This window comes from Flectobacillus roseus (assembly GCF_030056595.1).
Taxonomy (GTDB): domain Bacteria; phylum Bacteroidota; class Bacteroidia; order Cytophagales; family Spirosomataceae; genus Flectobacillus; species Flectobacillus roseus.
The window spans coordinates 23,942-36,115 of sequence record NZ_JASHIF010000011.1 but is presented as its reverse complement, the minus strand read 5'-3'; the positions used below and the strand labels follow the sequence as shown (position 1 = coordinate 36,115).

The 12,174-nt window shown below is 37.9% G+C and carries 11 protein-coding genes; 7 read left to right on the top strand and 4 right to left on the bottom strand.

The features are described 5' to 3' along the window. The first annotated feature begins 166 nt into the window (after positions 1-166). The 3 genes from QM524_RS14260 to QM524_RS14250 all read left to right on the top strand — a co-directional run bounded on the left by QM524_RS14260 (position 167) and on the right by QM524_RS14250 (position 2,493). On the top strand, positions 167-1,648 hold the full coding sequence (locus tag QM524_RS14260; RefSeq protein ID WP_095166160.1) for a type III PLP-dependent enzyme domain-containing protein: 1,482 nt from the start codon (positions 167-169) through the stop codon (positions 1,646-1,648). Between the two features lie 115 nt (positions 1,649-1,763). Next, entirely contained in the window at positions 1,764-1,895 is a 132-nt protein-coding gene (locus tag QM524_RS14255) for a hypothetical protein (protein WP_283345099.1), read from the top strand. Positions 1,896-2,106: 211 nt separating this feature from the next. Further along, positions 2,107-2,493: a MerC domain-containing protein gene (locus tag QM524_RS14250; protein ID WP_283345098.1), complete on the top strand. Its 387-nt coding sequence runs from the start codon at positions 2,107-2,109 to the stop codon at positions 2,491-2,493. Between the two features lie 318 nt (positions 2,494-2,811). On the opposite strand, the gene QM524_RS14245 is transcribed toward QM524_RS14250, so the two are convergent. The 4 genes from QM524_RS14245 to QM524_RS14230 form a co-directional block, all read right to left on the bottom strand. Further along, a complete protein-coding gene (locus tag QM524_RS14245) occupies positions 2,812-3,201 on the bottom strand; it encodes a hypothetical protein (RefSeq protein WP_283345097.1) in 390 nt (129 codons plus the stop codon). A gap of 43 nt (positions 3,202-3,244) precedes the next feature. Further along, positions 3,245-3,751, bottom strand: a complete 507-nt coding sequence (locus tag QM524_RS14240; RefSeq protein WP_283345096.1) for a hypothetical protein — start codon at positions 3,749-3,751, stop codon at positions 3,245-3,247. Positions 3,752-3,869: 118 nt separating this feature from the next. Further along, on the bottom strand, positions 3,870-4,529 hold the full coding sequence (locus tag QM524_RS14235) for a hypothetical protein (protein ID WP_095166152.1): 660 nt from the start codon (positions 4,527-4,529) through the stop codon (positions 3,870-3,872). A 49-nt stretch (positions 4,530-4,578) separates the two neighbouring features. Beyond that, a complete protein-coding gene (locus QM524_RS14230; RefSeq protein WP_310586454.1) occupies positions 4,579-5,124 on the bottom strand; it encodes an RNA polymerase sigma factor in 546 nt (181 codons plus the stop codon). A gap of 272 nt (positions 5,125-5,396) precedes the next feature. Here QM524_RS14230 and gatB point away from each other — a divergent pair, with 272 nt between their 5' ends. The 4 genes from gatB (at position 5,397) to QM524_RS14210 (ending at position 12,161) form a co-directional block, all read left to right on the top strand. Next, positions 5,397-6,854, top strand: coding sequence for an Asp-tRNA(Asn)/Glu-tRNA(Gln) amidotransferase subunit GatB (gatB, locus tag QM524_RS14225; protein WP_283345095.1), 1,458 nt, complete (start codon positions 5,397-5,399; stop codon positions 6,852-6,854). A 202-nt stretch (positions 6,855-7,056) separates the two neighbouring features. Then, positions 7,057-8,211, top strand: a complete 1,155-nt coding sequence (locus tag QM524_RS14220; RefSeq protein WP_095166415.1) for a TlpA disulfide reductase family protein — start codon at positions 7,057-7,059, stop codon at positions 8,209-8,211. Between the two features lie 163 nt (positions 8,212-8,374). Then, a complete protein-coding gene (gene proC, locus QM524_RS14215) occupies positions 8,375-9,175 on the top strand; it encodes a pyrroline-5-carboxylate reductase (protein ID WP_095166149.1) in 801 nt (266 codons plus the stop codon). Positions 9,176-9,749: 574 nt separating this feature from the next. Beyond that, complete coding sequence (locus QM524_RS14210; protein WP_283345094.1) at positions 9,750-12,161, top strand: ribonuclease R family protein; 2,412 nt, start codon at positions 9,750-9,752, stop codon at positions 12,159-12,161. Positions 12,162-12,174: the final 13 nt, after the last annotated feature.

Here is a 12,174-nt window from a genome sequence, read left to right as displayed (position 1 = left end):
TGCAAAGGTCATACTTTTATTGCACTTTTGCACGTTTTTTATGAGTAAACTCCGCAAGTCGATTTTCGTTAGTAAAATTTCTTGCGGTTTTCGTTTCTTAGGACGAATACTCACAAACTTAAATAATTTCGAACATAAAAACTCGCTTTATGCTTTTCGCAGTAGGATGAAAAATTACATTGACCTCATTGACCAGACGATTGAGTTTCCAACTCTTGAGTTTAACATTGACGAAAACAACGAATTAATGTTCAACAACGTACCGTTGATGGACATCATAAAACAATACGGGACTCCCCTGAAAATCACGTATTTACCAAAAATTGGTGAGCATATCGAAAATGCCAAGCGCATGTTTAAGAATGCTATTAAGAAGTACAATTACAAGGGAAATTATACGTATTGTTACTGTACAAAGTCTTCGCATTTTAGATTTGTGGTCGAAGAGGTTCTGAGTCATAATGTTCACCTCGAAACATCCTCTTCTTACGATATTCCTATTATCCGAAAGCTATATGATGAAGGTAAGATTTCAAAATCTACCTACATTCTTTGCAACGGCTACAAGTTGCCTTTATATACTCAATATATCAGCGAGTTAATCAATGAGGGCTTTAATTGTATTCCTATTTTGGACAATCTTAAAGAAATTGATTTTTATGATAAATCAGTTACTGCCGAAACTGTCAATTTAGGTATTCGTATTGCTACTGACGAAGAGCCAGATTTTGCTTTCTATACTTCACGTTTGGGGCTTCGCTATTCTGATGTAATGGATTTGTATAAAAACAAAATTCAGAACAGCAGCAAATACAAGCTCAAAATGTTGCACTTCTTTATCAATACTGGTATCAAAGATAGTGCTTACTATTGGTCAGAATTGAGCCGCTTTATTTACAAATATTGTGAAATGAAAAAAATCTGCCCAGATTTAGATTCTATCGACTTGGGTGGTGGTTTGCCGATTCAAACTTCATTGCAATTTAATTACGATTACCAAGCAATGATTGACGAAATCGTAGAATCTATTTCATGGATTTGTAATAAAAACAATGTGCCTGTTCCAAATATCTTTACCGAATTTGGCTCATATACAGTTGGCGAAAGTGGCGCTGTTTTATATGAAATCATTGACCAAAAACTCCAAAATGACAAGGAATTATGGTACATGATTGATGGTTCGTTTATTACTCAATTGCCTGACTCTTGGGGTATGAACCAAAAATATATCATGCTTCCTGTAAATAACTGGGGCTCGCCTTATCAAAAAGTAAACTTAGGTGGTTTGACTTGCGACTCTATGGACTTCTATAACACCGAGGCACATAGCTCAGATTTATACTTACCAATTTTTGAGGAAGGTCAAGAGCGTCAATATGTTGGATTTTTCCATACAGGTGCTTACCAAGAATCCTTAGGGGGTTATGGAGGTATTCAGCACTGCTTGATTCCTGCTCCAAAACACGTATTGGTGGATCGTCTTGAAGATGGTACTATTACCACACAGTTGTTTGCTTCAGCACAAGAAAGCTATGGTATGCTTAATATTTTAGGTTATGGCTCGACCGAAAAAGCCGAAGCACAGGCCACTGTATTAAGTCAAGAAGAAGTAAAACACGCTGAAAATCTGTCTCTTATCGAACAATAATTTTGTGGATATTAGAGTTTAAGCTTGAGAGATATTTGTATTTTTGTAGTATTATGCCTCAATGGCCAAATCTATCAAATACATCATTGGTATCAACTTTATAAAATTATATCTCATGAAAAGAGCTTCAGTTATTTTGGTTTTGTTAGCAGTAGTAGCAATGGCAAGTTCTTGTGGTAGAAAAAACAACTGCCCTGCTTACGGTACTACGAGCATCGACAAGCCAGCTTACAAAGGTCGTAATTAATCATTAGGACATTCTAAAAACCTCTGTTTCTGTTAAAAATAGAAATAGAGGTTTTTTTATTATTGACTCTGCTGAAATACACATTCATTTGCCTACTAGCTTCGCCTTCAGCACTAATAGTAAAAAATACTTACGTTAGGGAACAAAATATCATCTGATAGATGTTTGCAATATTGTTGCATTGTATTAATTTTGCAACAGTATTACAATTATGCATCACTCACATTCACATAACGAAACACCCATCGAGAAAGTAGGATTCTATCTTTCGGTCATCTGTGCGATTCATTGCATTGCTACTCCAGTAGTGATGACAGTATTGCCTTATTTGGGAAGTAGTCTTTTTCATAATCATTCTTGGGAAATTTGGTTTATTGGAGCAAGTGTTGCTTTGGCTGGCGCTTTATTGATTGCTGACTACCGCAAACACCATTCTATTGTACCTTTGACCTTATTGCTTGGAAGTTTAGCCGTAAAAGGTATCGAACTCTTATGGACTGGTGAACAATACGAATTTTTGACAGGCTTCGTTGGAGCAATTTTGATTGCTTCTGCTTATTATGTCAATTGGAAAGCAAAGGCAAGTTGTTCGTGTTAGAAGTATCATCCTTCTAATTGAGTGAGTTTTGATTGAGTGAATTAGTGATTATATTAAGATTTATATTCTCGTAGTAGAGACGCAACGCTTTACTTATTAAGCCGAGTCAGATATAGCATACTAATAGCAAAAAAGCGGTCGAAAATTATTTTTCGACCGCTTTTTTAATGAAGAATTGTAAAACCATCCTAGTTGCAAAATTCAGGATGAATTATGTGTAATCTTACTAAATACCACTTGATTTTACACGCAGTACTTGCACCTTAAAATACAAATTTTTAAAATAATCACTCATACACTCAATCACCAACCACTCAATTATTTGGTTACACATAATCCATTCACACAATCTACTGTTGGAATAGCAATCATTGCACAATCTGATATTCGACTATATTTGATATTAAGCTGGCGTTCGTATTCGGTATAATCATTGATTTTTTGAGTCAAAACCTTTTCATCTACCTTTCCGACCGAGTACACGATAAACTGCGTTGGTCCACCACAAGCCTTAGAGCCCATCGACATTACGCGGCATTCGTCGCCTGCACATGCTTTGTTTTTAGCATAATCTTTGATATCAGCACCCATTTGGGTTAATTTCTGGTAATCCATCTCCTCCTCCGACAAGCCATTCCCTCCTATTCCTCCTTTGGAGCAACTCCATAGTAACAGTCCCGAAAGGGCAAATATTAATAACCTTTTCATAATGTTAATTTGTTTGTAGTTTATTACAGTTTTGAGGTTTATACTAACGTTTAATCGTTGCCACTTCAACAATTAATTTCTGATGAGTATCAATCATGTCATCCAATCGCCAAGCTTTCAAAGATTGACTAGTTTTGACTTGTACATATAGCATTCCTCCATCGGCACAGCCAGGGCAACCTATCGTTTGAATTGCCTGACCATCATCTTTGATGGTACTCAAATGGTTTTTTATTTTCTGAACAATTTGCTCAGCTTTCGCTTTTTCTGTAACACCTAGTTTATAGCCTTTAAAACGATAATTTTCAGCATTTTTACAGTAGGCACTAGTTGTATCAACAAATAATTGATCACCTGCATACAAATACAGTCCATAGGTACGACACCCCCATCCTAAGCCTACATTTCCAAAAACAATGTATTCGCTCAAATTATTTTTGGTCAAATCAATAGTTTGATTTTTGAGCACTTCTGAGTCTACAACACTACTTGAACTAGAAGCACAACCAAAAACGCTCAATAAGATGGAGGCAATAAGAAGATTTTTCATAGAGATAAAGAGATAAGTTAAGAGTATTGAATTCAGAATGAGGAGTTTTGAGGGCAACCTATTTTAGGCAAGGACAAAGAAAAACTCATCACTCACAACTCAAAACTCTACATTCATTTTAAGGTCTTTGATATACCCCTGCACCAACCGTAATTTTAACATTTTTCAAAAAGCCTTTTTTCTGCGTTTTGACAGGAACAAGCGGTTGGGGCTCAAAATATGGCGTCTGAATAGAAGGAACTATTGGTTCCATTACTCTATGATTTACTTGTAATCCATCATGAGCTACAGGTATCTCTTTGGTAGTGGTTGGTGATATAAAATTAATAGAGTCAACTACCGATTTTTTCACAAGTTCTTCTACTAACACTGGTTGCGGTTCTGTAGGAGCTTCCTCTTGCCTAATACTTGAAGTTTCAGGCTTTCTACTTTTTTCAGCTACGATATAATTTTCGTCCTGTTTTTCTTCTGGCGTGCGAACAGGCTTTACGACTGTCTGTTGATGAACACTCGGCTGCTCAGGCAAATCTTTAGTGCTATCATCTTCAGGTTTCAATAACCATGCGCCTACCAACACCACTACTGCTAGTCCAGCAGAATAAAGCCCAAGGCTACCTTTGGCCATTCCACCACTCGCTTCTGGTGCGGACGACGAAGGAGCAGACTGCTCCAAGGACGCTTCTATGCCATCCCATACCCAGTCGGATGGGGTCATAGAGGCATCATCGAAGGCGTCTCGCCATTGGTCCTCAAAAGAATTGTGTGATGAATTATCCATTATAGTGATTTTATCAGTAAAGATTTTGTCATATTATTTCATTTGTGCTTTATCCTACTTTATCGTACGAAAGTTGTGCTTGCAATAATTGTCTAGCACGTGAGTATTGCGACTTTGATGTTCCTTCCGAAATACCTAACATTTCAGCAATTTCATGGTGCTGATATCCTTCAATAGCATACAGGTTGAATACGGTTTGACAACCTTTTGGTAGTTTATGAATCATGGCCAATAATTCCTGAAAGTGAATTCCTTCGATACTCGTGCCTTTGTCCGAAAAATGGTTTTCAAATTCGGCAACATCCGACATATCCTGCCAAGGTTGTTGAGAACGAATATGTTTAATGGCCGTATTGATAACAATTCTTTTAATCCAAGCACCAATCGTACTTTCACCTCTAAAACTCGCCAGATTTTGAAATATCTTAATAAAAGCTTCTTGAAGAATATCCTCCGCTTCGGCCTTGCTTTGTGCATAGCGTGAGCATACCACCAACATACGCGATGCGTAAGCCTGATAGAGCTTTCGCTGTGCAATGCGGTCGTTTTGCAAACAAGCGTTTATGAGGTCTTTTTCAAGTTCCAATGTATTCAATGTGTTTATAAGCTTACGGACAATACATACAACGCCTCAGGGCATTATAAAAATGTGTTTTTTGAACATTTTACGATAAAGAGCATTTCTTGACTTAAAAGGTTGGAATAGGTTGATTTATTTTTTGAAAACCATCAAATTTCCAATCACTTAGCATTGCTGGTTATACCGAGCCATGCTTTTTACTATCTTTGTAGACGATTGTTCCACAAGGCAGAAACTTTTTTACAAAAATACAGAAGATTCTTGCCTCAAACTGAAATTAATATTCTGTGAACCAAGAAATTAGAAACAAATATGAAGTTGTTATTGGCCTAGAGGTACACGCTCAACTTCAAACAGAAAGTAAAATTTTTGCGGCAGACTCTGCGTCTTTTGGAGCTGCGCCCAATACCCATATTTCTCCCATTACGCTGGGACACCCAGGAACTTTGCCAAAACTTAATCGTAAAGCGGTTGAGTATGCTATCAAAATGGGCTTTGCTGCTGGCTCAAAAATATCTGAATATCAATATTTTGACCGCAAAAACTATTTTTATCCTGACCTTCCAAAAGGGTATCAGATTACACAAGATAAAACGCCTATTTGTATTGGGGGTGGAGTAAAAGTAAAATTGTCTACAGGTGAAAAAGTCGTACGCTTCCACCATATCCACTTGGAAGAAGATGCAGGAAAGTCTCTTCATGCCGAGGGTTCAAGCGACAGCCTTATTGACTACAACCGTGCGGGTACTCCTTTGATTGAAATGGTAACAGAACCTGAAATCAAGTCGTCGGAAGAAGCTGCACAATTTATGACCGAGGTTCGTAAGCTTGTAAGATACTTGCATATCTGCGATGGTAACATGGAGGAAGGCTCATTGCGTTGCGATGTTAATATCTCTGTAATGCCAGTTGGTAGTAAAGTTTTTGGTACAAAAGTTGAAATCAAAAACATGAACTCGATTCGCTTTATTCAAAAAGCTATTGATTATGAGGTAGTTCGTCAGATAGAAGCCGTTGAAGCTGGTGAAAAAATTATTCAGGAAACCCGTAACTTCGACCCTGCTACTGGACGTACTTCGGGTATGCGTGAAAAGGAATCGATGAACGACTATCGTTATTTCCCTGAACCAGACTTAGTGCCTCTACATATTTCGGAAGAGTTATTGAACCAAGTAAAAGCTCAAATGCCTGCTTTGCCTTGGGAGCTTTTCGAGAAGTTTACAAAAACTTATGGCTTGCCAGATTATGACGCTGGTGTATTAACAGATAGCCGTGAAGTAGCCGAATATTTTGATGCAACTTGTCAGTTTACCAAAAACTACAAAGCTGCCTCAAACTGGATTATGGGTACGGTAAAATCATATCTCAATGACAATCACTTAGAAATTGAGCAATTGACTGTTACACCCGAAAAGTTAGCACAACTTATCAATCTGGTAGATGAAGGAAAAGTGAGTACATCAACAGCCTCACAACAGATTTTCCCTGTAATGGTAACGGATACATCGGCTAGTCCACTGCAAATTGCTGAAGCAAAGAATTTGATTCAACAAAGCAATACCGACACACTTCAGTCGTTAATTGATGAGGTTTTGGCAGCCAATCCAGCCAAAGTAAAAGAGTACAAAAATGGTAAAAAAGGACTATTAGGGATGTTCATGGGTGATATCATGAAAAAATCAAAAGGCTCGGCCGACCCAAAAGTTACCACTGCTCTATTACAAAAAACACTAGACTCGCTTTAACAGGAGCGTATAGGGACAAGGCTGTCGAATAAACACAGTATTCGATGTCATTCGAAGCAAATGATTCTGGAATCACTTGCTGAAAGCCTTTCGCCAACAGCTCAATTATTCCAAAGGCATTTATTAGACATTCATTACGATTCTATTTTTGTAAAACGTCTAATAAATGCCTTTTATCCTTTTATCAGTTACCGCTTTATTTATGAAAAAATCAATTTTGAGTATCCTTAGCGTTTTGCTTGGATTCTCGATGGTAGCACAAACCACAGCCACAAAAAAAGTTCAAATCACAGGAAAGGTTCAAAATGTTGTTCCTGACAAAAAAGTCTATCTACAAATGATTAATGGTCGTGGTACGGCTGTTAATATCGACTCTGCTAACGTAGATGCCGCTCATAATTTCAAATTCAATTCGCCCATTGCCGAAGGTGGTGGCTATTATCTGGTTAACTTTTTTAATATGCCCTTGAGTCAGAAATTACTTTTAATTCTTGAAGGAGGCGAAAAAGTAGAAGTTGTGGCAGATGGTATGGATACGCCTCAAGTAAGAGGTAAATTCCAAATTAAAGGAGATTCTAAAAACGTTCAATATTTCAACCAAATCATCAAAATCAATCAAGAATTACAAACTAAGGTTGAAGGTTGGAACAAGCAAGTAACCATTGCAACTGAGAAAAAGGACGAAGCAACTTTGCAGAAAATCCAGAATGAGTTTCAAAATGCACAACAAATCACTGTAAGTAAAATCAAAGCGATGATTCCAGAAATGGGCTCTGAGCTAGTAGCGCTTTGGACGGCAGGAAATTTCCTCAACCCAGAAACAGACATGGATTTGTTGGATCAAGTAGCTGAAACATTCAAAAAGGAAAAAGCCAATTCTCCTAACCCACACATCAAATCGTTTTTGGAGCAAATCAAGCGTATGAAAGGTGTTGCCATTGGTTCGGAAGCTCCAGAGATTTCCTTAAAAACACCTTCAGACAGCCTAGTTACACTTTCATCGATGCGTGGCAAATATGTATTGATTGATTTTTGGGCAAGCTGGTGTGGGCCTTGTCGTCGTGAAAACCCGAATGTTGTAAGAATTTACAACCGTTTTCATGCCAAAGGGTTTGACATTTTGGGTGTGAGCCTCGACCAAGAAAAAACCGCTTGGGTTCGTGCCATCGAAAAAGATGGATTGGTTTGGCAACAAGTATCCGATCTTCAATATTGGAATAGCATTGCCGCAGCAGCCTATGGCGTTAGCGCAATTCCTGCACAATTTTTAATAGATAAGGAAGGGAAAGTCATTGCCAAGTACACAGGTAGCTCGGCAGAATTAGAGAAAAAATTAGAAGAAATCTTCAAAGATTAATTTCAGCAACATATACCTCGCTCATAAGGCAACCATCAACCTGACAATATTTTATCAATACTGTCAGGTTTTTTGTTGTAATTTTGTTCCACAAAACTGAATTTCAGCTGATAACCAAATTCATAATCATTTTTAATTAATTTTTGACCAAAAACAAACCATCATGAAAGTAGCTATTGTTGGAGCGGGTAATATGGGAATGGCCTTTGCCAAATCTTTTATTCAATATGATTTAGTAAAAAAAGAAAACCTATTCCTAATCGAAAAAAATGCTGCCAGAGCCGAAGCGCTTCAATCAGAAAAAGCAGGTGTTGTGGTAGATACTATCTCTCCTAAAGTTGGAGAATACGATTTAATCATCCTTTCGGTTAAGCCCCAAGACTATCCAACAGTTTCTGAAGAACTTAAAAAAGTAATCCAGCCCAACCAAATTATTTTGAGTATCATGGCTGGTATTTCTATCGATAAAATACAGGAATCCCTTAATCACCGAATTATTGTAAGAGCCATGCCAAACACTCCTGCGTTGTTGGGAATGGGGATGACAGCTTTTGCTGCTTCTGGCGATATTACATTGAGCCAACTAAAGAAAGTTGAAAACTTGATTAACTCTACTGGTCGTGCGGTGTTCTTAGAAGAAGAATCTTTGCTCGATGCTGTAACAGCTTTATCGGGTAGCGGTCCTGCTTATTTCTTCTATTTGGTAAAAGCTATGATTGAAGCAGGTAAAGAAATGGGCTTTGAGGACTCAATGGCGGCATTATTGGTAAAACAAACGATGTTGGGATCATTTCACCTTATCAACAATGCAGAAAAGAGCCTCGACGAACTTATTAAGGCTGTAGCATCAAAAGGTGGTACTACCGAAGCTGCGCTCAAGCGATTTGAGGAAGGCTTATTAGCTCAAAACTTAAAAGAAGGTATCTTTGCTGCACAAAAACGCGCAACAGAACTTTCGAAATAATATGCTTTAGGCTATAAGCCATAGGCATTAGGGCGATACGAAGGATTTGAAATTATTGCTGATTTCGGAAATATAAAAACCTACCTTAGTTTTTTGTGAAATATGACTCAAAGAAGTGGCTTACACTTCCGAAATTCAACATTCCAAATCCAAAATAGTTTGAAATCCTTCGTACACTACTAATATAGAACCATTCTTTATTGGCACCAGAGTAAACCAAATTCTTATAAATATTGTCATATATACAAGAATAATCGTAATTTAGAACTGTTCGTGTAAGTATTGAGCGAATTAGTATTAGAGTGACTTTGTGATTTATTATTTGAAAACTAGCAATTCATACAATAGAAGTTAAAAATTTCGGGCTTTTCACCACCGAAATACACATTCTCAAATCCACCATCTACTTATTGGTATCATTTTAGCTCATACAAAATAGTGGCTAATGGCAATCACATAAAGCATTTACATTTTATTGGTAAATACTACCAAGCACAACTCAGCCACCACACATTATTTCTCATTTTATAACTGAAACAATCCTTTTCTTTGAATAAAAGGTAATTATATATCAATGACTAAACAGAAAAATAGCAAAGAAGAAAGATTTCGCGAATCTGTAAAAAATGAAATCTTATCATTTTTCGAACTAAACGACGACCGTAGTTGGTCGCTCAATCAAGTTCACAAAGCCTTTGCCGTTCGTGACCGCAGTACAAAAGAACTTTTTGCTACACTAGTTGAAGTATTAACTAAAGACAAAAAACTGATTCGTCAAAAAGACGGCAATTATATCATAGACCGTGTCACTGAATTTGTGACAGGAAAAGTTGACCACGTCAATGCTCGATTTGCATTTGTGGTAGTAGAGGGTCGTGAGGATGATGTTTGGATTTCAAACCAAGACCTTAATGGGGCTATTGATGGCGATATTGTCAAAGTATTGATTTCGGCAAAACGCAAGAAAGGCTCTGATCGTGCCGAAGGCGAAGTGGTAGAAATTTTAGAACATGGTCGCTCCGAAATTGTAGGGACTATCGAATTACTCCCTAATTACGCTTTTGTGACACCAGACTCTAAACGTTTGTATCAAGACATTTTTGTGCCAAGAGAAGCACTCAAAGATGTAAAACATGGTGATAAAGTGATTGTCAAAATCACGAAATGGCCTCTTGGCGAACGCAAAATGGAAGGTGTTATTCAGGAAGTATTAGGTAAAGCTGGTGAAAATAATACCGAAATGCATGCTATTTTAGCCGAATTCGGTTTGCCATACCATTTTCCTGATGGTGTCGAACAAGAAGCTGAAGATATCTCAGAGAAAATTCCTGAAGCAGAAATTGCCAAACGCAAAGATATGCGCGGCATTACCACATTCACTATTGACCCAATAGATGCCAAGGACTTTGACGATGCCTTGAGTTTTGAACAACTCGAAAATGGTAATTATCAAATTGGTATCCACATTGCCGATGTAACGCATTATGTTCAGCCAAACACTATTTTGGAACAAGAGGCATTCAAGCGTGCCACATCGGTATATTTGGTAGACAGAGTTGTACCAATGCTTCCTGAAAAGCTTTCGAACGGCTTGTGTTCATTACGTCCTAATGAGGACAAACTAACCTTCTCTGCCATTTTTGAAATTACATCAAAAGGTAAAATCAAAAACGAATGGTTTGGTCGCACAGTTATTCACTCTGACAAGCGTTTTACCTATGAAGAGGCTCAAGAAGTATTAGATTTGAATAACCCTCCTGCCGAAGTACCAGCTACTGTCAACGAAACTACAGAAGTTGCGACACCCGTAGAAGAAGTAAAACCTAAACGTGGCCGTAAGAAAAAAGTAGAAGAGCCAACTACACCAGACGTTCCATTTTTGCATGAATTGACGGTTTTGAATAACCTAGCGCATATTCTTCGTGCCGAGCGTTTTGCTAATGGTGCGGTAAACTTTGAAACAGTTGAAGTTAAATTCAAGTTGGACGAAAATGGTAAACCTTTAGGTATCTACCAAAAAATCCGTAAAGATGCTCACAAGCTTATCGAAGAATTCATGCTTTTGGCCAACAAACGTGTAGCTGAGTATGTGTATAAACTTCGTAAAAAAGAGCCTCGCAATACCATGGTGTATCGTATTCACGAAGCACCAGACCCTGAAAAACTTCGCACGTTTTCTACCTTTGCCAAGAAATTTGGTTATTCGGTAGCAACAGAAGCCGCTCAAATCAGTAGTTCATTCAATCAACTGATGGAGGGTATTGAAGGAAAACCAGAGCAGAACATTTTGGAAAGTTTGGCGGTGCGTACCATGTCCAAAGCCAAATATAGTACCGATCCTATTGGTCACTTTGGTTTGGCATTTCCGTTCTACTCACATTTTACATCCCCAATTCGTCGTTATCCAGACATGATGGCACACCGTATGCTGCAACATTATCTTGACGGCGGTGATCCACTCGAAAGAGCTGCTTGGGAAGTAAGATGTAAACATTCGTCTGAAATGGAAAAACTTGCGAGTGAAGCCGAACGTGCTTCTATCAAATACAAGCAAGTAGAATACATGAGTATGATGGAAGAAGAACGTGTTTGGGATGGTATCATCTCGGGCGTAACTGAGTTTGGTATTTTTGTAGAAATTACAGAAACTGCATCAGAGGGCATCGTTCGTATGGTTGACCTAAAAGATGACTTCTATGATTTTGACAGAGATAACTTCCGTATTGTAGGACAGCGCAACGGCAAAGTGTATACCTTTGGTGATAAAGTGCAGGTACGAGTAAAAGAATGTAATTTAGCTCGTAGAACGATGGATTTATTGCTAGCAGGAGCTAATGAAAGCCGTGGTGGTGGTAAAAAAGACAAAGAACGCTTTAATTCTCGTCACAGATCAAAATCTGACTCTAGAGGTAGAGATAACAGAAAAAAAGATTATAAAGGTGGCAAAGACAACAAGCATGGTAGCGACCGTAAGAAACGTAAATAAGATTTGAGCAAGA

Excerpts from the sequence above, each read along its gene's own strand:
- proC (WP_095166149.1), top strand. The coding sequence starts at position 8,375 with ATGAAAGTAGCTATTGTTGGAGCGGGTAATATGGGAATGGCCTTTGCC.
- QM524_RS14210 (WP_283345094.1), top strand. The coding sequence starts at position 9,750 with ATGACTAAACAGAAAAATAGCAAAGAAGAAAGATTTCGCGAATCTGTA.
- QM524_RS14260 (WP_095166160.1), top strand. The coding sequence starts at position 167 with ATGAAAAATTACATTGACCTCATTGACCAGACGATTGAGTTTCCAACT.
- QM524_RS14250 (WP_283345098.1), top strand. The coding sequence starts at position 2,107 with ATGCATCACTCACATTCACATAACGAAACACCCATCGAGAAAGTAGGA.
- QM524_RS14235 (WP_095166152.1), bottom strand. The coding sequence starts at position 4,529 with ATGGATAATTCATCACACAATTCTTTTGAGGACCAATGGCGAGACGCC.
- QM524_RS14220 (WP_095166415.1), top strand. The coding sequence starts at position 7,057 with ATGAAAAAATCAATTTTGAGTATCCTTAGCGTTTTGCTTGGATTCTCG.
- QM524_RS14245 (WP_283345097.1), bottom strand. The coding sequence starts at position 3,201 with ATGAAAAGGTTATTAATATTTGCCCTTTCGGGACTGTTACTATGGAGT.
- QM524_RS14240 (WP_283345096.1), bottom strand. The coding sequence starts at position 3,751 with ATGAAAAATCTTCTTATTGCCTCCATCTTATTGAGCGTTTTTGGTTGT.
- QM524_RS14255 (WP_283345099.1), top strand. The coding sequence starts at position 1,764 with ATGAAAAGAGCTTCAGTTATTTTGGTTTTGTTAGCAGTAGTAGCAATG.